18 protein-coding genes are annotated in these 23,294 nt (G+C 56.3%); 14 read left to right on the top strand and 4 right to left on the bottom strand.

The features are described 5' to 3' along the window. Positions 1-5 precede the first annotated feature (5 nt). Entirely contained in the window at positions 6-977 is a 972-nt protein-coding gene (locus tag IB226_RS11100) for a ParB family protein (protein WP_192235411.1), read from the top strand. A gap of 447 nt (positions 978-1,424) precedes the next feature. Here IB226_RS11100 and IB226_RS11095 read toward each other — a convergent pair whose 3' ends face one another. Beyond that, complete coding sequence (locus IB226_RS11095; RefSeq protein ID WP_192235409.1) at positions 1,425-3,353, bottom strand: sigma-54-dependent Fis family transcriptional regulator; 1,929 nt, start codon at positions 3,351-3,353, stop codon at positions 1,425-1,427. A 274-nt stretch (positions 3,354-3,627) separates the two neighbouring features. On the opposite strand from IB226_RS11095, the gene ssuD reads away from it, so the two are divergent. The 8 genes from ssuD (at position 3,628) to IB226_RS11055 (ending at position 13,095) form a co-directional block, all read left to right on the top strand. After that, positions 3,628-4,800, top strand: a complete 1,173-nt coding sequence (gene ssuD, locus IB226_RS11090) for an FMNH2-dependent alkanesulfonate monooxygenase (RefSeq protein ID WP_192235407.1) — start codon at positions 3,628-3,630, stop codon at positions 4,798-4,800. A 14-nt stretch (positions 4,801-4,814) separates the two neighbouring features. After that, the gene (locus IB226_RS11085; protein WP_370579550.1) at positions 4,815-6,215 is read left to right on the top strand and encodes an FAD/NAD(P)-binding protein; all 1,401 of its coding nucleotides are present in this window, start codon (positions 4,815-4,817) and stop codon (positions 6,213-6,215) included. A gap of 74 nt (positions 6,216-6,289) precedes the next feature. Next, positions 6,290-7,684, top strand: a complete 1,395-nt coding sequence (locus IB226_RS11080) for an LLM class flavin-dependent oxidoreductase (protein WP_192235403.1) — start codon at positions 6,290-6,292, stop codon at positions 7,682-7,684. Further along, on the top strand, positions 7,681-8,700 hold the full coding sequence (locus tag IB226_RS11075; RefSeq protein WP_192235401.1) for a methionine ABC transporter ATP-binding protein: 1,020 nt from the start codon (positions 7,681-7,683) through the stop codon (positions 8,698-8,700). The genes IB226_RS11080 and IB226_RS11075 overlap by 4 nt, the downstream gene beginning before the upstream one ends. Next, the gene (locus IB226_RS11070; protein WP_192235399.1) at positions 8,697-9,395 is read left to right on the top strand and encodes a methionine ABC transporter permease; all 699 of its coding nucleotides are present in this window, start codon (positions 8,697-8,699) and stop codon (positions 9,393-9,395) included. The genes IB226_RS11075 and IB226_RS11070 overlap by 4 nt, the downstream gene beginning before the upstream one ends. Continuing rightward, positions 9,392-10,267, top strand: a complete 876-nt coding sequence (locus IB226_RS11065) for a MetQ/NlpA family ABC transporter substrate-binding protein (RefSeq protein WP_110867053.1) — start codon at positions 9,392-9,394, stop codon at positions 10,265-10,267. The genes IB226_RS11070 and IB226_RS11065 overlap by 4 nt, the downstream gene beginning before the upstream one ends. 177 nt (positions 10,268-10,444) lie before the next feature. Next, entirely contained in the window at positions 10,445-11,884 is a 1,440-nt protein-coding gene (locus tag IB226_RS11060; protein ID WP_192235397.1) for an MFS transporter, read from the top strand. Further along, positions 11,881-13,095: an acyl-CoA dehydrogenase family protein gene (locus IB226_RS11055; protein WP_192235395.1), complete on the top strand. Its 1,215-nt coding sequence runs from the start codon at positions 11,881-11,883 to the stop codon at positions 13,093-13,095. Before IB226_RS11060 ends, IB226_RS11055 begins: the two co-directional genes overlap by 4 nt. 75 nt (positions 13,096-13,170) lie before the next feature. Here IB226_RS11055 and IB226_RS11050 read toward each other — a convergent pair whose 3' ends face one another. Continuing rightward, on the bottom strand, positions 13,171-14,118 hold the full coding sequence (locus IB226_RS11050; RefSeq protein ID WP_101761175.1) for a sulfonate ABC transporter substrate-binding protein: 948 nt from the start codon (positions 14,116-14,118) through the stop codon (positions 13,171-13,173). Positions 14,119-14,371: 253 nt separating this feature from the next. Between IB226_RS11050 and IB226_RS11045 the strand changes: the two genes are divergently transcribed. Both IB226_RS11045 and IB226_RS11040 read left to right on the top strand, forming a co-directional pair. Then, positions 14,372-16,414, top strand: coding sequence for an FUSC family protein (locus IB226_RS11045; protein WP_192235393.1), 2,043 nt, complete (start codon positions 14,372-14,374; stop codon positions 16,412-16,414). 110 nt (positions 16,415-16,524) lie between these two features. Then, entirely contained in the window at positions 16,525-17,214 is a 690-nt protein-coding gene (locus IB226_RS11040; RefSeq protein WP_192235391.1) for an aspartate/glutamate racemase family protein, read from the top strand. Positions 17,215-17,251: 37 nt separating this feature from the next. Here IB226_RS11040 and IB226_RS11035 read toward each other — a convergent pair whose 3' ends face one another. Further along, positions 17,252-18,319 carry a LacI family DNA-binding transcriptional regulator gene (locus tag IB226_RS11035; protein WP_192235389.1) on the bottom strand — a complete coding sequence of 356 codons (1,068 nt, stop codon included), beginning with the start codon at positions 18,317-18,319 and terminating at the stop codon, positions 17,252-17,254. Positions 18,320-18,418: 99 nt separating this feature from the next. On the opposite strand from IB226_RS11035, the gene IB226_RS11030 reads away from it, so the two are divergent. Beyond that, complete coding sequence (locus IB226_RS11030; protein ID WP_137387139.1) at positions 18,419-19,186, top strand: YdcF family protein; 768 nt, start codon at positions 18,419-18,421, stop codon at positions 19,184-19,186. 30 nt (positions 19,187-19,216) lie between these two features. Here the strand turns inward: IB226_RS11030 and IB226_RS11025 are convergent, their stop codons facing one another. Then, entirely contained in the window at positions 19,217-20,128 is a 912-nt protein-coding gene (locus tag IB226_RS11025) for a ketopantoate reductase family protein (RefSeq protein ID WP_192235386.1), read from the bottom strand. 211 nt (positions 20,129-20,339) lie between these two features. On the opposite strand from IB226_RS11025, the gene fusA reads away from it, so the two are divergent. Continuing rightward, positions 20,340-22,436, top strand: a complete 2,097-nt coding sequence (fusA, locus tag IB226_RS11020) for an elongation factor G (RefSeq protein WP_192235383.1) — start codon at positions 20,340-20,342, stop codon at positions 22,434-22,436. Between the two features lie 168 nt (positions 22,437-22,604). Further along, complete coding sequence (locus IB226_RS11015) at positions 22,605-23,198, top strand: LuxR C-terminal-related transcriptional regulator (protein WP_192235373.1); 594 nt, start codon at positions 22,605-22,607, stop codon at positions 23,196-23,198. Positions 23,199-23,294 lie beyond the last annotated feature (96 nt).

Raw genomic sequence — 23,294 nt, 5'->3', positions numbered from 1 at the left:
TTACTATGAGCGCAAAAAGAATCACTATTGGCCGAACCTTCAGCCAGACACCATTGCAGACTGAGGAAAGCGCCGATGGCCATTCTCAGACATTTATTCTGGCGACGGGTAAACGCGCCCTGTTCACGCTGGAGCACATCCCAGCGAAGGAAATCGAAGAGAAAACCTTCGTGAAGATGGAAACCAACGGCCGCGATCAGTCTGGCCTGACGCCAGAATCGCTGCGCGACATCATTCGCACCATCAAATTGCAGCAGTTTTTCCCGGCGATTGGCGTAAAGCGTGACGATCGCATTGAGATTCTCGATGGTTCACGCCGTCGTGCAGCGGCTCTGCACTGCAAAACTGGGCTTGATGTGTTGGTTACAGACGTGGCTATCTCGGCGGAAGAAGCGCGTCGTTTAGCCCAGGATATTCAGACCGCGCGCGAGCACAATTTGCGCGAAGTGGGCATGCGTCTGCTATCGCTTAAAGAGAGTGGATTGTCGCAGAGAGAGATTGCGCAAAGCGAAGGCTTATCGCAGGCCAAGGTAACGCGTGCATTGCAAGCGGCAAGCGTGCCGCTTGAGCTGGTAACGCTGTTCCCGAATCATTCAGAGCTGACCTATCCTGATTATAAATCGCTGCTGCAGGCGTATGAGAAGCTGCAGGAAACCGGACAAACGGTTGATGCCCTGATCGATACTATCGGCATGGATGTTGATACCGTATGCGCGCGCGATGGATTGGCCGAAGACGAAGTGAAGAATGGCATTCTGCGTTTAGTGCGTAACGGCAGCCAGACGCTGATTCAGTCACCGGCAAAAGATAAAACCGTGGCGACGCCATTGTGGAGTTTCGCCGATAAAGACCGCTTTGCGCGTAAGAAAACGCGCGGACGCATGTTCAGCTACGAGTTTAATCGCCAGTCAAAAGAGTTGCAGGAAGAGTTGGATAAAGTGATTAACGAGACGCTCAATAAGTATCTTAATCAGTAATTGAAATGCCGCCTCCGGGCGGTTTTTTTATGCCCTTCTCAATGCCTCGCCAGCGCAATTTCATCGCTAACTGTATGAAATATAGCTTATCGCCGCGGAAATTTCAGCCTGAAATCGCCACTGTTTTAGCCAGCAGCTCAAGGTATCCATTAATAAATCACCAATACCGATTAACTGACTGCAGCCAATTTAACCAGCTGTGCGCGAAAGCGACAACAGCCAGCAACAGCAGAATTGCCGTCCAGCCAGCGAGTGAAATGTCATCTGCTCGCCTAATCGATTTCATCTCTATTGTTATGAAATTTAAGGATTTTTAGCTAAAATTTCAGGCTGAAATCGCCAATTAACTTTTAGTTTCAGCCACCCTCAAAAATCCATAGGCGAGATTAGCCAGATGATATTCAATGATTTATCCACAGAAAACGTGGATAACTTTCAAGACTCACCTTACTCAATTAACGTTAAAGCTGATGAAAATTGCCAGACCGCATCGCGCACGCGCACCGGTTTATTAATCAGCCCCAACGCATAAAAGCGATCGGCGATGGTCTGCTGCTCTTTGATTACTTCGAAGGCCATCGCACGTGTTTTGTGGCTGCGGCGAGTCAAGGCACGTTCAACTGATGCGATTTCCAATCCAAGCTCCTGAGCCAATAACATTGACGCTTCTTGGCGATGGCTATCGATGAACAAACCCGTTTGTTGCAAACTCTCCACCAGCTGTCTGAGGATGTCATCGTGCTGTTCAACGTAATCACGCCGCGCCAGATAGAACTGATGATTATGTACGCGCCCTTCACCATTAACCAAAACCCGCAGTTCGGGATTGCTCTCCGCAGCGCTGAGCAACGGATCCCACATCATCCAGGCATCAACCGAAAGATAATCACTGGCGGTGAGCGGATATTTCGGCGGCGTATACACCACTTTGAGTTCATCCAGACCAATGCCCGCTTCCTCCAGTAGCTGCAGCAGTAGCCAGTGAACGTTCGAGCCTTTATTAACCGATATGCGCTTACCGCGCAGATCGTTGATGGTGCGAATATCGCTGTCATGAGGCACCACAATGCCAACGCTGCTCGGCGCTGGCGGCTCCCAGGCAATATAAGTCACCGCATTGCCACTTGCCTGGGCGAAGATCGGGGGTACTTCACCGGTCGTACCAAAATCGATTTCGTTGTTTTGCAGCGCATACAGCAGCTGTGGCCCGGCGGGAAACTCACTCCACAACACGCTAATGCCTTGCTGAGCGAAACAGTGTTCGAGGCTCTGACGGGCTTTTAACACCCCGAGATTGCCAAACTTCTGGTAGCCAATGCGCAGCTCACGCTCCTGCGTCCCGTGTGTATGAGATGTCGACGTAGTTACCGGCGCTTTTCGCCGTCCTTTAATCATTCCCTGATTCGCCAGATGCGTGCGCAATGTGTGGCGGCTGATACCCAATAGCGCCGCAGCCTGGGTTTGATTGTGATCTGTCATCGACAGCGCGTTGCTAATCAGGCTGCTGATAACGCGATCAAACAGTTGTTGCGGCTGACTGGTTAGCTGCTGCTGAAGAAAACTGTCGAGCGTTGAATCGTTTGACTCGCTAAAACCTTGTTCACTGTAACCAGCAAGTCGTAGCTGTGCGGGCGCCAGCGTCTCTTCGCGGCTTAGCAATACGGCGTTATGCAGCGTGTTCTCCAGTTCACGGATATTGCCGGGCCAGCTGTATTCGCGCAGCGCTTCAAGCGCATCAGGAGAAAGACGCCGTGCCGGGCGCCCTAAACGTCGTGCGTAGAGGGCGAGGAAGTGTTGCGCCAGCAGCGGAATGTCTTCACGGCGCTGACGCAGCGGCGGTAATGGCACCACCGCAATATTCAGGCGATAGAACAGATCTTCGCGGAAGCGTCGTTCACGAATCGCCTGCGCCAAATCCACATGCGTAGCTGCGATAACTCGCACATCCACTTTGATCGCTTTACGCGAGCCCACGCGCGTAATCTCACGCTCCTGCAGCACACGCAGCAATTTAACCTGCAGTGAAGGACTGAGCTCGCCAATCTCATCCAGCAGCAAGGTGCCGCCTTGCGCTGATTCAAACCAGCCGGGATGTGACTGCGTCGCACCGGTAAAAGCGCCTTTCTCATGGCCGAACAATTCGGCTTCAGCCAGGCTTTCCGTCAGTGCGCCGCAGTTAACCGCGAGGAAAGGGCCGTGACGTCGCTGGCTGTGATGATGCAGATAGCGCGCCACCACTTCTTTACCTGTACCGGTTTCGCCGACAATCAGCACGGTGGCATCTGTGGGCGCGAACTTATCCAGCAGCGATTGAAACGCCAGAGAAGCGGGATCGACTAAGCGCGGTGAATCGGTGTGGTTATAGGTGGTTAACATGATATTGAGTCCTGTAACGAGCATATCGTTAACCTAAATGCTCACGCTGACTATTAACACCATATAAAAAGCATAAGCAGTTGCATATGCAGCAATAGCTGTTGCGCCAGAGTCGCAAATGCAACTGTTTTGGTTGACGGCGACAAGGCTAACCGCCTGAAATACGGCGATTCGCGCCAGTTAACAACCTGGCACGCTTTCTGCTAACAGCTATATAACCAAATAAGCAGTTCAAAATGATCATTTTTTAATAAAGTTATATAGGAAAAGCATAATGGCCGATTCCGCGAACGATAAAATTAATGTCTTCTGGTTTTTACCGACGCACGGTGATGGACGCTATCTCGGCACCACGCAAGGCGGACGCCCGGTCGATTTACCCTACTTGCAGCAAGTGGCGCTCGCCGCCGACAATCTTGGCTTCTACGGCGTATTAATTCCTACCGGCAAAAGCTGTGAAGATTCCTGGCTGGTGGCCTCGGCGTTAGCGCCGATCACCAAACGTCTGCGCTATTTAGTTGCGGTGCGTCCTGGCTTGCAGCCGCCAACGCTGGCAGCCCGCATGGCGACCACGCTTGATCGTCTGTCTGAAGGGCGTTTATTGATTAACGTGGTGACCGGCGGCGATCCGATTGAGAACAAAGGCGACGGCATTTTTCTCAACCACAGTGAACGTTATGAAGTCACCAAAGAGTTCCTCGACGTCTACAGCCGTCTGATGCGCGGTGAGAAAGTGGATTACGAAGGCAAACACATTCACGTTGAAGGCGCGGAAGTGCTGTTCCCGCCGGTGCAGGAAAAGGGTCTCCCACTCTATTTTGGTGGTTCATCGGAGGCGGCGATTGATGTAGCAGCGGAACAGATCGATACCTATCTCACCTGGGGCGAGCCGCCAGCGCAGGTTGCTGAGAAGCTGGAAGTGGTGCGCGCACGTGCGGAACAGCGCGGACGTAAGCTGGAATACGGCATTCGTTTGCACGTGATTGTGCGCGAGACCGAAGAAGAAGCCAAAGCGGCGGCAGACAAGTTGATTGGTCATCTTGATGAAGAGACCATCGCGCAGGCGCAGAAAATCTTTGCGCGTATGGATTCCGCCGGTCAGGCACGAATGAGCGCGTTGCACAACGGCTCGCGCGACAACCTCTATATCTCGCCAAATCTGTGGGCGGGTGTGGGTCTGGTGCGCGGTGGCGCGGGCACTGCGCTGGTCGGCAGCCCGGAGCAGGTGGCTGAGCGTATCCGCGAATATCAGGCGCTGGGTGTCACCAACTTCATTCTGTCCGGTTATCCGCATCTGGAAGAAGCGCATCGCGTGGCCGAATTACTGTTGCCGCTGCTACCGCTGGCTAACGCACAGCAGCAGCGTGAACGCACCATTAACACCGGCCCGTTTGGTGAAACCATTGGCGGCGATAAGCGTCCGTCAAAACAGACGAGCGCCAGCTAATGCAGGAGAAGGCAATGGCACGGGTAATCATTGTTGGCGGTGGCTTTAGCGGCACAGCGTTGGCGATTCATCTCGCACGAACCTCATCGAGCAGATTACTGATTACAGTGGTCGAACCGCGCGCCAACCTCGGCGGCGGCGTTGCCTATTCCACGCAGGAGCCTGCGCACCGCATCAACGTACCCGCTTCGCGCATGCAGTTAAGCGGTGAAGAGCAGGGCGCGTTTGACCGCTGGTATCGCCAACAGCCGGAATGTTCACTGGACTCAGTAGCGCACTGTGAAGACGGCGCAGTTTATCCGCAGCGCAGCCTGTTCGGTCGCTATCTGGCAGAACAGTTTGCGCAAGCTGCGCAGGCGTATCCGCATGTCACGCTGCGCCATGTTCAGGCCAGCGCCGTAGCCTGGGAAGGCGAGCAGCTGTTGCTCAGCAACGGCGAAACGTTGCGGGGTGATGTACTGGCGTTAGCGATCAGTCATCCGCCACCATCGTTGCCGCGTGCGCTGCAACCGTTCTCGGCGCATCCGGCGCTGATTGCCAATCCGTGGCAGCACGGCGTATTAAACGCCATCGATCCTCAATCCTCGGTGGCGATTATCGGTACCGGCCTGAGCATGGCGGACGTGGTGGCTTCATTGGGCACCCGACAGCATCGTGGCCCGTTAATCGCCTTCTCACGCCGTGGACAGCTCTCGCGCGACAACCTGAGCGGTGAATGGCCCGAATGGATGTTAGCCCCGCAGCAAGCGTCCAGCGCACGTCTGTGGCTGCGACATATTCGTGCCGAAGTCGCGCGTGCCGCTGAGCAGGATTTGCCGTGGCAGCGCGTGCTCGATCAGGTGCGCGTGCAAGGTCAGGATATCTGGCAATCGCTGCCGCTGCGCGAGCAGCAACGTTTTGTCCGTCATTTGCGCTCGTGGTGGGATGTGCATCGCTATCGCATCGCGCCGCAGGTGTCAGCGGTGATCAGCGCACGACGTCAGCAGGGCAGTTTGAAGGTGCTGGCCGCGCGCCTTAGCGAAATCTCCGATGTCGGCAACCAACTGCAAATCACGCTACGCACGCGCGAGGGCGCCAGCGAAATCCACCGCCTCGATCATCTGATTGTCACAACCGGTCCCGGCCATGAAGCCTTAACTGCCAGCCAGCCGCTGCTGCAGTCGCTCAGCCAGCAAGGGCTAATCCGTGCTGACCTGCTCGGTTTTGGTATTGATGTCGACAGCCAGTCGCACACGCTCAATGTTACCGGCCAGCCCAATGCGCGCCTGTTTGTCGTCGGTCCCGCTGCGCGTGCACGCTTCGGTGAACTGATGGGTTTGCCGCAGGTTGCCGATCACGCCGCCGCTGTGGCGAAACATATTTTACAAGAACTGCAAATCGCTCCCGCCGAGCGATGTCCCCCTTCAGCGCTTTAATCTCTCAACATCCTAAAAATTAACTGACGAACGCCGGGTCGTAACACGATCACGGCCTCGCTATGGAGATTGCTATGCCATCGCAACGTGAAATTCGCTTGAATGCATTTGATATGAACTGTGTCGGACACCAGTCGCCGGGCCTGTGGGCGCATCCGCGTGACCGTTCCTGGCAATATAAAGATCTGGAGTATTGGGTCGATTTGGCGCGCCTGCTGGAGCGCGGCAAATTTGACGGCCTGTTTATCGCCGACGTGCTCGGCGTTTACGATGTACTCAACGGCAACGGCGATGCGGCGATCCGCCAGGCGACGCAGGTGCCGGTCAACGATCCGTTAGCGCTGATTACGCCAATGGCGCTGGTGACCGAACACCTCGGCTTTGGTCTTACGGCGTCGCTGTCGTTTGAGCATCCCTATCCGTTTGCGCGCCGCTTATCCACGCTCGATCACCTGACCAAAGGCCGCATCGGCTGGAACATCGTCACCTCGTATCTGGAGAGCGGGGCGCGCAACATTGGGCACAAAACCCAGACCGATCACGACAGCCGCTACGATTACGCCGACGAGTATCTGCAAGTTGTGTACAAGCTGCTGGAAGGCAGCTGGGAGCAGGATGCAGTATTGCGTGACCGCGAACGCCGTATCTTCAGCGACCCGCGTAAAATCCATCCCATCAATCATCAGGGCACCTTCTTCAACGTGCCGGGCATTCACCTGTGCGAACCATCACCGCAGCGCACGCCGGTGCTGTATCAGGCGGGCGCATCGAGTCGTGGCAAACAGTTTGCCGCAGAACATGCCGAATGCGTATTTGTTGCCGCGCCGTCGAAAGTGCTGCTGAAGAAAACCGTCGCCGATATTCGCCGCCGCGCGGCGGAAGCGGGGCGCGATCCTTACAGCATCAAAATCTTCAATCTGCAAACCGTGATTGTTGGCGAAACCGATCTGGCGGCGCAGGCGAAATGGAAAGAGTACACCAGTTGGGTCAGCTACGAAGGCGCGCTGGCACTGGTATCAGGCTGGACCGGTATCGACTTCGGCCAGTATCAGCCGGATCAGGTGCTGAAATATATCCACACCAATGCCATTCAATCGGCGGTCGAAACTTTCTCCACCGCCGATCCCGAACGTCAGTGGACGGTAAAAGCACTGGCGGATTGGGTCGGCATCGGCGGTTTTGGTCCGCTGATTGTCGGCAGCGCGGAAACCATCGCGGATGAGTTGCAAAGCTGGGTTGAAGAGACCGACGTAGATGGCTTCAACTTCGCCTACGCACTGACCCATGAAACCTTTGAAGATGTGGTGGAGCTGCTGATCCCGGAGCTGCAAAAGCGCGGCGTCTACAAAAAAGAGTACGCGCAGGGCACGTTGCGCGAGAAGTTATTCTCCGCCGGCCCGCAGCTGCAAGCACCGCATCCGGGCGCGGGCTATCGCGTTAAATCCTCCACGCCGCAGGAGGTCTCATGATCGAAATAGATCAGCTTAGCAAACACTATCGCGCGCCCGACGGCCGCATCACCGAGGTGCTGAAATCCATCAGCCTGCAAGTACCGCAAGCCAACATCACCGCGGTAGTTGGGCCCAGCGGCGCGGGTAAATCGACGCTGGCAAAGTGCATCAGCCTGCTGGAACAACCGAGCGCCGGCAGCATCCGTGTAAACGGCAGCGATCTCTCACGTCTGGATGGCGAAGCGCTACGTCAGGCGCGTCGCTCAATTGGTACCGTGTTCCAGTCTTCCGCGCTGCTGCAACGCAAAACCGCGTGGGAGAATATCGCCTTGCCGCTGCACTATCTTGGCGTAGTGGATCGCGATATCGCCGCGCGCGTGGGCGAATTGCTCGATAGCGTCGGCCTCAGCCACAAAGCCAAAGCCTATCCGGGACAGCTTTCTGGTGGTCAGCGGCAGCGTATTGGTATCGCGCGTGCGCTGGCATTGCGCCCGTCGGTGTTGCTGGCGGATGAAGCCACTTCAGGGCTCGATCCCGAAGCCACCGTCACCGTGCTCGACCTGCTGAAAAAACTGCGTGATGACTACAAGCTGGCGATTGTGCTGATCACCCATGAAATGGACGCGGTGCGTCAGGCGGCAGATGCGGTAGCGGAAATTCGCGACGGCCAAATCGTGCAGTACGGCGTGGTGAAAGAGCTGCTGGCGCAACCCGATTCGCTATTGGGACAGCGCCTGTTCCCGCTGGCGGCGCAGGCGGGCGATGCCGAACTGGTGTTGCAGCTGAGTTATCGCACCGATGTGCCAGTCGCCAGCGACTGGATTTCGCGCCTCAGCCAGCAGTTTGGTCTGCGTATTGATCTGCTCGGCGCGCACGTTGAGCAGGTGAATGGTCTGCAAGCTGGCCGCCTCAAGGTGGGCATTCACTATCAACAGGAACGCGTGCCGCTGGCGCGTTTGCTATCGCAGCTGGAACAGCTGGGCTTAGTTGCCAGCGTTTCCGGCAGCGTGCTGCTATTGCGGGAGGCGGTATGAGCGTATCAGTGATGAGTCAGGATACGCCGTGGCCAGACATCCCGGCGCTGATGTTGCCCGCTCTGGGCGAAACCGCATTGATGGTGGCGATCGTGATGCTGTTCGTGATCACGTTTGGCGGCATCGTCGGCGTGGTGCTGTTCAACACCTCGGTGCGCGGTCTGTTTCCGCATCGCGGAATTAATAGAGTGTTGAGCTGGATCGTCAACATGGGCCGTTCGCTGCCGTTTCTGGTGCTGATGGCGGCCATCATTCCGTTCACCTTCTGGCTTACCGGCACCACCATCGGCATTCCTGCCGCCGTTGTGCCGATGATCGCCGCGGGTATTCCGTTCTTTGGCCGTTTGGTGGACAACGCGCTGCGTGAGCTGCCCGGTGAAGTCACGGCGGTGGGCTTGGTGTGCGGCGGTTCGCGCTGGCAGATCATCCGCTCGGCACAACTTAGCGAAGCGCTGCCGGCGATTGTGGCGGCAGTGACGCTCAACCTGATCTCAATGATTGAGTACTCCGCCATTGCCGGCACCATCGGCGCGGGCGGTATCGGCTATCTGGCGGTGGTGTACGGTTATCAGCGCTTCGATAATCACATCATGATCGCCACCATCGTGGTGCTGATCGCCTTAATTCAAACCATTCAATTTCTCGGCGACCGTTTGGTCACCGCATTACGCCATCCTCAGGGGACATCGTTATGACAACACAAGATTTCGAGCTGCGTAAAACCCGCCGCTGGCCGTGGCTGCTACTGATTATAGTGGTCGTTTTACTTGCAGCAGGCGGCTGGTTCTGGCGCAGCCAACAGGCGCAGGCGGTGGTCTTTGGCACCACGCTGAAGGTGCATTTTGAACCGGCGATGGCGGGCGAGCAGAAGCTGATTGAATACGTTGGCGAGCACATCGCGCCCGATTACGGCCTGAAGCTGGAGGCGGTTGGCGTGCAGGATCCGGTGCAAGCCGACCGCGCGGTAGCGGAAGGGCAGTATGCCGCCACCATATATCAGCATCAGTGGTGGCTAAAGCAAGTGGTGGATGCCAACGGTTTTGCGCTCACCTCAACGCTGCCGCTGTTCCAGTGGGCGTTTGGCATCTACTCCGATCGCTACACATCGGTAGCGGATCTGCCGCAGGGCGCGACCATCGTGGTGCCGGATGATGGCGCCAATCAGGGCCAGGCATTATGGTTGCTGGCGCGTCAGGGTTTAATCACGCTCGATCCCAACGTCGAGCCGCGCACGGCCAAACTGAAGAACATTGTCGGCAATCCGCACGGTTTCGTGTTTAAAGAGCTCGATTTGCTGACCATGCCGCGTGCGCTCAACTCGGTGGATGCGGCGATTGGTTACGTTTCGCAATTTGATGCCGGTAAAGTGCCGCGCGAAAAAGGCATTCTCTTCCCGCCTGCGCCGCGCACTTTCGCCTCACAGCTGGTGATTGGCACGCCTTATCTGGACCAGGAAAACATTGAGAAGCTGAAAAAAGCCTTCTCCGATCCGCGCGTCCAGCAGTGGTTGAAGACCACCGACGATCCGCTGGTAAAAGGCGTGTTGGTGCCGGTCTCAGCCGAATAAATTGTTGTTGTTTGAACACCCGGACGCGTCAGGCGCGCCCGGGTTTTTGTGTTGGCTAAAAACCATTTATCTAATTGATTTTAATGTAAATTAATATCAAGAATTGTTGTTTTGGCGCAGCCAGAAAAACGCTTATAACAACCTCACCTGCACTACAAAACAACAACGTGAGGCGTTATGAGTTCTCTTCCTTTAGAAAACACCATTCCGGTTTCCGAACCGGTACGTTCGGTCAGTGATGTGGCAAGGCTGATCAACACTCGCACCAAAAATGACAACTACGCGCGCATGATTGTGTTCCTCGCGCTCGGCGGCGTGTTCCTCGACGCTTACGATCTCACCACGCTGTCGTACGGCATCGATGATGTGGTGCGCGAGTTTCAGCTCTCGCCGCTGCTCACCGGCTTAGTCACTTCCTCAATTATGGTTGGCACCATCGTCGGCAATCTGGTGGGCGGGTGGCTGACGGATAAATATGGCCGCTATTCGGTGTTCATGGCCGACATGCTGTTCTTTGTGGTTTCAGCGATTGCGGCGGGGTTAGCGCCGAACGTGTGGGTGCTGATTGGCGCGCGCTTCCTGATGGGCGTGGGCGTCGGCATCGATTTGCCGGTGGCGATGTCATATCTGGCGGAGTTCTCCAAATTCGCTGGTAAAGGCAACAAGGCATCCCGACTCGCAGCCTGGTGTCCGATGTGGTACGCCGCGTCAACGCTGTGCTTCCTGCTGATCTTCGCGCTCTACTTCCTGCTGCCGAAAGAGCATCTTGACTGGCTGTGGCGCGCGTCGCTGCTGTTCGGTGCGGTGCCGGCTCTGCTGATCATCGCGGTGCGCAGCAAATTTATGAACGAATCGCCACTGTGGGCGGCGAATCAGGGCGACCTGAAATCAGCGGTGCGCATCCTGCGTGATTCCTACGGCATTCACGCCCACGAAGCGGAACACGAAGCGCCGCCGGCTGCTGCGGCACCGAAAGTGAGTTTCCGCGTGCTGTTTGAGAAGCCGTGGCGCGAACGCACCATCGTCGCGGGCGTGATGAACATCTGTATCTCGTTTGAATACACCGCCATTGCCTTCTTCCTGCCGTCGATTCTGGCGCAGTTCCTCGGCGCGGGCGTGTTTGAAACCATCTCGGCATCGCTGGGACTCAACGCGCTGTTCGCCTTTACCGGCGGCCTGCTTGGCATGCGTCTGGCGTGGAAATATCCGTCGCGCCACGTCGCCATCGCTGGCTTTGCCCTGCAATTCTTTGCGCTGATCGCGCTGGCGTTAATTGGTCATCCGCAAGCCATCGCCGGAATCGTCTTTGCAGTTTTGATGCTCGGCTTGTGGCTGTTTGCCGAGGGCTTCGGGCCGGGCGCGCAGCTGATGGTCTATCCAGCGCTTTCCTATCCAACCTCGATTCGCGCTACCGGCGTGGGCTTTAGCCGCGCGCTTTCCGGCATCGGTAGCGCGTTAGCGCTGTTCATCCTGCCGCTTCTGCAGGCCGCGCTCGGCACCAACATGTTTTGGGTGGTTTCGCTGGCAGCGATCATCCCAATCTTCTTCCTGCTGGCGGTGCGCCACGAGCCCACGCTGCATGACATCGACGATCTTTCACATCAGGAGTCACCATGAGTTTACTGGCAACAGGCACCGATTATGAGGCGCTGGCGGCGCACTTCCGGCCGATTTTCGCGCGCATCGCTGAAGGAACGGTAGCACGCGAGCGGGAACGTACTTTGCCGCATCAACCGATTAGCTGGCTGAAAGAGGCGGGATTCGGCACGGTGCGCATTCCGCAAGAGAAGGGCGGTTGGGGCGCATCGCTGCCGCAGCTGTTCCAGCTGTTAACCGAGCTGGCAGAAGCCGACTCGAATCTGCCGCAGGCGCTGCGCGCGCATTTCGCTTTTGTCGAAGATCGATTGAATCAGCCGGATAGCGCGGAACGCGATCGCTGGTTTGGCCGTTTTATTGATGGCGAGCTGGTGGGCAGCGGCTGGACGGAAATTGGCACGGTAAAACTCGGCGATGTCATCACGCGCGTCACGCCAGGCGAAAGCGGCTGGACGCTGAGCGGCGAGAAGTTTTACAGCACCGGCACGCTGTTCGCCGACTGGATTGATGTCTATGCGCGCCGCAATGACAATCAGGGCGACGTTATCGCTCTGGTGAACACTTACCAACCCGGGGTGACGCGTGAGGACGACTGGGACGGCTTTGGCCAGCGCTTAACCGGCAGCGGCACCACGCGTTTCGCTAACGCCCATGTCGAGCAGGAACACGTCTACGATTTCGCCACCCGCTTCCGTTATCAAACCGCCTTCTATCAGCATGTCTTGCTGGCCACGCTGGCGGGAATTGGCCGTGCGGTGGCGCGCGACGGTGCGCAGGCGGTGGCGGCGCGAAATCGGGTTTACAGTCACGGCAACGGCGGTGTTGCGCGTCAGGATGCGCAGATTCTGCAGGTGATCGGGCAAATCACCAGCCTGGCGTTTGCGGTGGAAGCCACGGTGATCCGCGCGACACATTCACTGCAATCAGCATATGTTGCCCACGTCAGCAACGATGAAGCGCAAATTGCCGCCGCGAATGTGCTGGCCGAAGCCGAAGCGGGGCAGGCGCAGGTGATTGCCAGCGAATGGGTGACGCGCGCCGCCACCGAGCTGTTTAACGCACTGGGCGCATCGGATACGCGCGTCAGCAAAGCGCTGGATCGTCACTGGCGCAACGCGCGCACCCTGTCGTCACATAATCCGGTGGTGTACAAAGCGCGTGATATCGGCGACTGGAAAGTGAATGGCACCGCACCGACGGGGATTTGGCAGATTGGCAGAGGCGAGGGCTGATAAAACCCGGTGCGCATAAATGCGCACCGGGCATGCAAGGTCGCTATTCATGACGACCTGGTTGTTGGTAATGACTTACTTCTTATCCAGCGACCAGGTCGCGCTGCGCACATCCACTTTCACCGGCAACAGTCCCACGCGCGTAAAGGTATCCGCTAACGCCTGCTGCTCATCAAACACCTGCGGCGACATGCGTGACGCGCCGTAAGGCAGACGTTTAATGGTGGTTTGCCAGATGGCTTTATCCAGGCCGGTTGATTTCGACAGAATCGCTGCCGCGTCATCCGGGTTCTTGTTGGCCCAATCGCTGAGTTTGCTCAACTCATCGACAACCTGTTTCGCAGTATCAGGATGACCTTCCGCGAACGGACGGCTGGCGAGATAGAAGGTGTAATGTGGCACTAATCCTTCCGCATTGCGGATTTCACGCGCACCGGCATTGGCTTCCACTTCGGCAAGGTACGGATCCCAAATCACCCACGCATCAATCGCGCCTTTCTGGAAAGCCGCGCGTGCATCGGCGGGCGGCAGATACACCGGCGTCACATCTTTGTAGTTAAGCCCAGCATCTTCCAGCGCTTTCACCAGCAGATAGTTAACGTCAGAGCCTTTGTTCAGACCGACACGTTTACCTTTCAAATCCGCCACGCTTTTAATGGCGGAATCTTTCGGCACCACGATGGCTTCGGTTTTTGGGTTAGCCGGTGAATGACCGAGATAGATCAAATCGGCTTTCGCTGCCTGCGCGAAGGCCGGTGGCGCATCGCCGGTTGCCGCCAAATCAATGCTGCCAACGTTTAAGCCTTCCAGCATCTGCGGGCCCGCCGGGAACTCCACCCAGCGGATAGCGATACCTTCCTTCTTAAAGGTTTCATCCAGCGTGCCGCGATATTTAAGCAGGGCAAAGATGTTGGCTTTTTGATAGCCGATGGTGACGGTTTCTGGGTTAGCGGCGAAAGCGTGCGTGGAGAGCAGGCCAAAGCTGAGAGCTAAAGCGCTCAGGACAGGAAGTTTTGCTTTCATGATGATTCTCACGTGGTTTTTTGCCACCTTAGCAAAGCCCTTATATAACCAATAAATAACTAATTTCGATCGCTTATAACTATTATCTATGTGTTCTGGATCATTCACTGTAATGAGCAAGCGCGTCCGCCATTTCCATAGATGCCCATATAATTAGCACGGTAATAATTTGTATAACAAATCAAAATGCCATTGCCAAAAGCTTCTGTCAGGATAAGCCATTCCGCTGCCTGCATAAGGTTTTACCCGTTCTATGAAGTGGTTTTCACGAAGCGCAATGCTGTTTTCTGCCAAAACCTGTCTTGCTGCCTTTCTGGCTTTTTACATTGCTCTGGAACTCAATCTCGATAAACCGGCCTGGTCACTGACTACAGTGTACGTTGCCTCGCAGCTCTATTCGGGATCGACGGTATCGAAATCGGTTTTCCGTTTCTTCGGCACCCTGCTGGGCGGCTTGTTTACGCTACTGATCTACCCCGCCACGGTGCAGGATCCGCTGCTGTTCAGCCTGTGCATCTCCCTTTGGGTCGCGGTTTGTCTCTATCTTTCGCTGCATGACCGCACGCCGAAAAGCTATGTGTTTATGCTGGCGGGCTACAGCGCGGCGATCATGGGTTTTCCCGATGTGGTGTCGCCCTCGGCCATCACTTACACGGTGATCTCGCGTGTTGAGGAGATCACCGTCGCCATCGTCTGCAGCAGCCTGGTGCATCGCCTGCTGTGGCCGGTCTCGATGCGCAATCTGTTAGAGCAGAGCGTGAACCTGTGGTATCAGAACGCGCGCAAGCTGTGCAGTGAACTGGTCACGGCGATGCCCGCAGAGAAGTCGGTGGAGCGCGAAGATATCCTGATTCAGATGGCCAACTATCCGCTTAACGTCGAAACGCTCATCACGCACTGCGTGTATGAAGGCGATGCTGCACGGCGTCTGGTGCGTTTAGTCAGCGTGCAGTATCAGCATCTCTCCTATTTCATCCCCACGCTGACGGCAATCGAATCGCGCCTCAATTTGCTGGCGCAGCAGCAAATCCGTTTCCCCGACTTTATCGCCGAGGTGTTTCAGCAATTTTTGCTGTGGCTAAATGGTGAAGATCAGCTGCCGGTGCGCGACCAGCTCAGCCACGCGCAAGATCAGCTGAAACGGGCGTGGCAACAGGGCAGGCTAAACAGTGAAGAGAGCATTTTGCTGAGCGGATTGCTGGAGCGCCTACTCAACTTTGTGCGCATCGTTGATGCCTACCAAAGCGTGAGCGAGCGGGTCAGTGAATGGACGCCCGCGGTTAAAGCCGGAAAAATGGCGCGCGCGCACAAACACGTCGATAAGGGTTTGTTGCTGCTGTCGTCATTTACCGCGTTTATTGCCACCTTCGTTACCTGCGTATTTTGGATCGGCAGCGGCTGGGTGGATGGTGCCACCGCACCGATGATGGCGGCGGTGCTGTGCTCCTTCTTTGCCGGCATGGACAGCCCGATTGCGCCGATGAAGCTGTTCCTGAAAGGGGTGCTGATTTCTGTGGTGATCAGCCTGCTGTATATCACCTTACTGATTCCGCAGGCGGTGACCTTCGAAGCGCTGGTGATTTGCCTTGCGCCGGGCTTGCTGGCGCTGGGATTGGTTATCGCCAATCCGTCAACCAACCTGATTGGCCTGATTGTCGCCACGCAGATTCCCGGGCTGATTGGCATGAGCCATAACTTCAAGCCCGATCTACAGCTTATAGTGAACGCTATTCTTTCGACGCTGGTGGGCATTACCTTCGCGGTGGTAATCACGGCGCTGATCCGCAACAAGCGCCCGTCGTGGACCGCCAAACGCGCGGTGCGCAAAGGTATCCGCGAGCTGCTGCAGTTTATCGCCACGGTGCGCCTCAACAGCGTCACACTGACCGCGCGTCAGCAGTTTGTTTCGCGCACGCTGGATAAGGTCAACATTATTCTGCCGCGTAAGCGTGTCGATCCGGTGCCAGAGTTGGTCTCCGGCGGCAATCTGATTGCCGAAGCCTGGCTGGGCGCAAACTGCTACGACTATTACACGCGTCATCGTGAACTGCTGCTGGCGCATCACATCGAAAGCGCGGCGATGTTCCATGAGCTGAGCCAGTTCCTTAAGCGTCGGTTAAAATCGCTGCAAACCACGCCGCAGCCGGAATTGTTAGCGGAATTGAATACGCTGTTGCTGCGGCTGGAAGCGGCAGCGTTGCAGGAGAACACGCTGTTTGCGCCAATGTTCCACCTGTTCAATATTCGCTTATCGTTGTTTCCTGCAGCGCGCTGGCCGGAAAAGTTTGCGCAATAAATTGCGCCGCTACACGAACATTGCGCGTTTCGGTAGCGGCGCGATTTATCGCGCAGTTTTTCTTTTTCGCTTACAGTGCTGAGCAGCATGTTTAAAACGGAGTTAAGCAGATGAAAATGATCGGTTTGATTGGCGGAATGAGCTGGGAATCCACCGCGCTCTATTACCGAATTATCAATGAGCAGGTGAAGCAGCAGCTGGGCGGTTTGCACTCCGCGCGCAGCCTGATGTACAGCGTCGATTTCCACGAAATTGAAAAGCTACAGGCCGCTGGCGAGTGGCAAAAAGCCGGCGAGATCCTGGCAGAAGCGGCGCTCAGTCTGGAAAAGGGCGGCGCGGATTTCATTGTGCTCTGTACTAACACCATGCACAAAGTCGCGCAGCAGATCACTGATGCGGTCAGCATTCCGCTGCTGCATATCGCCGATGCCACCGCACAGCGCATTCGTCAGGCGGGCGTAAAAAAAGTCGGCTTGCTAGCAACGGCGTTCACCATGGAGCAGGAATTCTACAAAGGCCGACTTCATCAGTCGGAGATCGACGTTTTGGTTCCCGATGCAGCCGGTCGTAAAGTGGTGCACGACATCATTTATCAGGAACTCTGTCTTGGCGTGATCCGCGATGAATCTCGCGCGCAATACCGCAAGATTATTGCTGAGCTGGTGGAGCAGGGCGCAGAGGCGATCATTCTCGGCTGCACCGAAATCACCTTGCTGGTAAAAGGGGAAGATGCCAGCGTGCCGCTGTTCGATACCACCTTGATTCACGCAGAAGACGCCGTAAAGCTCGCACTCGGGTAATTACGACCAGGTGCGCAAATCTGCGCACCTAACCTATCTATGAGGTGCGCTTTAACTTGCGCGCCAAAATCTGCAACTGTTGCGCAATCTCCGCCACATCCACCTCATCTTGCTGCGGCGTCGCGGTGGTTTCCCGCAACACTAACTCGGTTTCCAGCGTCTTCTCTGCCACATCGTCGCCTTCCAGCTGCGCCAGCAAGCGATCAACGCTTACCGCGCCCAACTGCTGCAAATCCTGACGCACGGTGGTTAATGGCGGCTGATACCACGCGCTTTCCGCGGTATCGTCGTAGCCAATCAGCGAAATCTCCGCCGGGATCTTCACGCCGTGCTGATGCAGCGCGCGCATCGCGCCGAGCGCCATTTGATCGTTAGCCACCAGCAGCGCTTGCGGCAGAGTGTTGGGCAACCGCGCCAGCAGCGCCTGATAACCCGATGCCGCGCTCCAGTCACCGCTCAGCACGCAGAATGGCTTGAGCTGATGCGCCGCCAGCGCCTGTTGCCACGCGGCGAAACGCGCGCGCGCCGAGGCAGAACTTGCCGGTCCATTTAACACGCCAATCTGGCGATGGCCGAGCGCCACCAGATGATCGACCGCCTGCTGCGCCCCGGATTCGCTCTGATACTGGCACTGCGCCACTTCAGCGCTGCGCTCCACATCGAGAAACAGCACCGGCTTGTTGTCGCACTGTTGCTGAATCTGCGCAGCCTGCGCCGCATTGAGCGGCAGGTTAATGAGTAGCGCATCCACGCGCTGCGCCAGCAGTTCATTCACTGTATCCTGCGGCGCATTATCGGGATTCGCCATGGCGATCACCAGATGATAACCCTGCGCCGCCGCCCGTTGCTGAATCGCCGAAGCGATCTGCGCGGGCGCCATCAAGGCTAAATCGCTGGTGGCGAGACCCAGCGTGCGGGCGTTTTTGCCCGCCAGCTGCTGCGCCACGCGATTCGGCACATAGTTGAGCTGCTGCATCGCGGCTTCTACTTTGGCGCGGGTGCGTGGCGAAACCTGTTCGGAATGGTTGAGAACGCGGGAAACGGTTTGATAAGAAACCCCAGCCAGATGAGCAACATCGTCGAGGGTTACGGAGCGCGCAGTCATGAATCTCTCCTGAAGATTGAGCTGCGAGTGTAGCAAATTTTTCCCTGCCGACACGCACTTAAGCCGCTACACTGCCAAAGGTAAAAAGAGGAGAACCGGATGCAGCTCAATAACCATCAGATTCAGGATATCAACACCCTGGCGGCCTGGCTGGCGCTGGATCAGATGCCACAAGATGGCACGCTCGACATCGATTTAGCCATTCTCGCTGGTCACGCGGTCCTGCCGAACGTGGAAGCGGTGATTGCCGTGGCGAAAAAGTATCAGCTGCCGTTATTGATCAGCGGCGGCACCGGTCACTCAACCTCGCTGCTGGTGGAGATGCTCGCCGCACATCCGCTGTATCGCCAAATCGACAGCAAAGGCAAAAGCGAAGCCGAGTTGCTGGGCGATGTCGCCCGCGTATTTGCCGCGCTGCCGGACGATTTGCTACTGCTGGAAACCGCCTCACGCAACTGCGGGGAAAACGCCGCCTTCAGCCAAAAGCTACTGGATGAGCACAGCTGGCAGCCGCAGCGCGTGCTGCTGGTGCAGGATCCGCTGATGCAGCGTCGCACCTGGGAAACCTTCCGCTATCAATGGCGCGATCGTGCGGATGCACCGGAATTTATCAGCTGGCCGGTATTTGTGCCGCAGGTGATGATGGACGCGGGCATGCTGCGCATCATCGGTGCGCCGCCGCAAGGGTTATGGTCGATGGAGCGTTTTCTGTCGCTGCTGATGGGTGAAATCCAGCGCCTGCGCGACGATGAAAACGGTTACGGGCCGCGCGGAAAAGGTTTCCTCGGCCACGTCGAGGTGCCAGAAGCGGTGGAAGCCGGTTGGCAACGCCTGAAGCAGTTGCCCGGCGTGCAGTCACGGTTGTGATGTTTCGGTCGCCATGAATGGCGACCAACGTTATCGGTTCTGCACATACACCTGCAAATTGACATACACCGCGTTCAGCAACGGCGTTACTACGCCGCTGCGTGCGCCGCGCACCAGCAGATCGCCAATCACCTGATCGGCCTCAATCTCAAAGCCTTGGGTTAAATCGCGGTACATTGACGAGGTCATCGCCGCTTGAGGATTGTTCAGCGTCTCATAAATCTTCGCCGTCACCGCCGGACGCTGCTGATAACCTTCCGCACTCAGCACCGCCAACACTTCGCCAAAAACGCCTTGCAGCAGCGCTTCGCCACCTTGTGACGTCAGCACCTGTTGCGTATTGCCACGCGCGATACAACACACCGCACCCAGCGTGCTGAGCAGCAACCATTTTTCCCACAGCTCGCTGATGATGTTGTCGGCAAACACCGTATCAAACTGCGCCGCGCGCAGCGCTTCATCCACGCGCTGCAAACGCGCATCGTTGTGACCGTCCAGCGCGCCGTAATAGAGAATATGCAGCGGTGTCATCTGCATCACTTCGCCATTTTCTCCCAGCGTGGCGTTGATTTTGCACAAGCCGCCAATCACCTTGTCGCCAAAACGCGCGCGCAGCGTATCGATATGCCGCATGCCGTTGAGGATCGGCATGATCAGCGTGTCCGGACCGACGGCGGGCGCGATGTCATTCATCGCCTGATCCAGCGCGAAGCTTTTCACCGTCAAGATAATCAGATCGTAATGGCCATCAAGCGAACCGGCCTGCGCCAACTGCGGCTGAATCAATTCGCTGCCGCCGGGCGTTTTCAGCACCAGACCGGTTTGCTGCAACTGTTGAAAACGGCGCTCGCGCACCAGAAAAGTCACATCACGTCCTGCTTGCGCCAGACGTGCACCAAAATAGCCGCCAGTGGCGCCAGCGCCCACTACCAGAATACGCATGGTCAATTTTCCCGTTGTGAGTGAAAGTCTTACCTTAAAGTGACCGGCGACGGCTTTCCAGCCCGTAAATGCTGAATCACCTACAAGATTTTAACGATGTTTAAAAAAGGCTCAAACTGTTCGTATTTACTCGTACAATAGGTTTAGGCTGTTGCGCAGCGGCGGGCAATGGTGCGCGCCGCAGAACGAGTCGAATGACTAAGGACGCATCATGCCCCGAACCCTCCCCATCGAACGTTATCGCAACATCGGCATCTCCGCGCACATCGATGCCGGTAAAACCACCACCACCGAGCGCATCCTGTTTTACACTGGAATGAGCCACAAGTTAGGTGAAGTGCACGATGGCGCGGCAACCACTGACTGGATGGCGCAGGAGCAGGAGCGTGGGATCACCATTACCTCGGCGGCGGTGAGCTGCTTCTGGCCGGGCATGGACGGCAGCTTTACGCCGCACCGTATCAACATCATCGATACGCCCGGACACGTTGATTTCACTATTGAAGTTGAGCGCTCAATGCGCGTACTCGATGGCGCGGTGATGGTGTATGACGCGGTTGGCGGCGTGCAGCCGCAGTCTGAAACCGTGTGGCGCCAGGCCAACAAATATCATGTGCCGCGCATCGCCTTCGTCAATAAAATGGACCGTCAAGGCGCGGACTTCTTCCGCGTAGTGCAGATGATGAAAGATCGCCTGCACGCCAATCCGGTGCCGATTGTCATCCCCATCGGCGCGGAAGAGCACTTTAGCGGCGTGGTCGATCTCAACAAAATGCGCGCTATTTACTGGGACGACGCCAGCCAGGGCATGAGTTTCAGCTATGCGCCGATTCCTGCTGAGTTGCAGGCACTCGCTGCTGAGTGGCGCGAGAACATGGTGGCAGCGGCGGCAGAAGCCAGCGAAGCACTGATGGATCGCTATCTGGAGCAGGGCGATCTCAGTGAAGAGGAGGTGGTTGCCGGATTGCGTCAGCGCACCTTGCTCGGTGAAATTCAGCCGATGCTGTGCGGCAGCGCGTTCAAAAACAAAGGCGTGCAGCGCATGCTCGACGCGGTGATTGAACTGATGCCTTCGCCGCTCGACGTACCGGCGGTGAACGGCGTCAACGAGCAGGGCGAACACGATGAACGTCATGCGGATGACAGTGAGCCGTTCTCGGCGCTGGCGTTCAAGCTGATGAGCGATCCTTACGTGGGCCAGCTGACTTTCGTGCGCGTCTACTCCGGCGTGCTGCGCAAAGGCGATAGCGTGTGGAATGCGGTGAAAGGGCGCAAGGAGCGCATCGGTCGCATCGTACAGATGCAGGCCAATGACCGTATTGAGATCGAAGAGATTCGTGCCGGCGATATCGCCGCCTGCGTGGGTTTGAAAGAGGTCACCACCGGCGAAACGCTGTGCGATCCCCATGCGGTGATCACGCTGGAGCGCATGGAATTTCCCGATCCGGTGATTTCGCTGTCGATTGAGCCGAAAACCAAGAGCGATCAGGAGAAAATGGGCCTGGCGCTGCAGCGGCTGGCGGCCGAAGATCCGTCGTTCCGTCTGCACACCGATGAGGAATCGGGCCAGACGATTATTTCCGGCATGGGCGAGCTACATCTGGAGATTATCGTGGATCGCATGAAGCGCGAGTTTGGCGTGGAAGCCAACATAGGTCGGCCGCAGGTTACCTATCGCGAAACCATCCGCAAAACGGTGCGTGAAGTGGAAGGTAAGTTTGTGCGCCAGTCTGGCGGTAAAGGTCAGTACGGCCATGTGGTGCTGACGCTGGAACCGCAGCAGGCGGGGGCCGGATTTGCCTTTGAAGACGCCACCAAAGGCGGCGTGGTGCCGCGCGAGTTCATTCCTTCGGTGGAGAAGGGGATTCGTGAAGCGCTGAACAGCGGCGTGCTGGCTGGTTATCCGGTGGTGGACATCAAAGCCACGCTGACGTTTGGTTCGTACCACGATGTCGATTCATCGGAAATGGCATTCCGTATGGCGGCGATCTTTGGCTTTAAAGCCGCCGCGAAACTGGCCGATCCGGTGATCCTCGAACCGCTGATGCAGGTGGAAGTGGAAACGCCGGAAGAGTATGCCGGTGGCGTGATGGGCGATTTGTCGGCGCGGCGCGGTACGCTGCAAGGCATGGATGAACGCTTTGGTGCACGCATTATTCGCGCCGAAGTGCCGCTGTCCGAGATGTTTGGCTACGCCACCACGCTACGATCGATGTCGCAAGGCCGCGCCACTTATAGCATGGAGTTTGCGCACTATGCGGAAGCACCCCGCAACGTGGCTGAGAGCATCATTGCCGCGCGCGCCTAAGCTTTAGTATGAAATCAGACCGGGCACAGAGGTAACACTTTGTACCCGGCCTACTTTTAAATCGACCTGTCGATCGCGTGAGTCATTTAGCACCAAAAATGGACAGTTAATTTCCGCCAGGAAGCCGATAGTATTCGCAGAATCAGGGATATTTATCGGAAATTAATCATGGATGTCATTTATCTGGATCAGTCTTGCTATCACCAGCAGGGCTTAATTGCGCTGCTGGAACATTCAAATATCACGTGCTGTAATACGCTTCGAGAAATGAAGGCGCTGATGCGTGACAGGGAAAAAATCGCCACTCTTTCGCCAATCATTATTTTTGATCTGCCAGAAAACTTCCGCGCGGCGCTGGCTCAGATAGATTATCTGACCAGACTAAAAATCACCTTGAACGCGACGCTGATTTTCTTTTCAGATTCAGTGAAAAACAAGATTAACTATAGCAGCCATGCCATCGCAGCCGATTGTTTTATCGATAAAAAATCTTCAACCGGTACCATTAGTACTAAGTTGGCAATGATGCTGTGCCAGCACAAAAGCGACCAGCTAATGACGGCTCCCGGATTAAATAATCATTTAACCAGGAAAGAGTTTAACTTTCTGCGATGCTTATTCACTTACGAATCGATTGAAGATGTGGCGAAAATAACCGGGATAAATAAAAAAACGCTTTATAGCCATCAGAATAAAATCGTTAAAAAACTCAATCTGAAAAACAGCCTGCACCTCTATCAGCGTTTCACCAATAATTTTTAATCACTAATCTAATGCATAATGTCGATAATTTGATAACTGCGTCTAATCATCGCACATTCCGTAGCGGCGCGATTTATCGCGCAATAAATTGCGCCG

The organism is Pantoea sp. PNT03, assembly GCF_014852515.1.
Lineage (GTDB): Bacteria > Pseudomonadota > Gammaproteobacteria > Enterobacterales > Enterobacteriaceae > Pantoea > Pantoea leporis.
The sequence above is the reverse complement of the archived record's forward strand: the minus strand, read 5'-3'. Positions and strand labels throughout refer to the sequence as shown.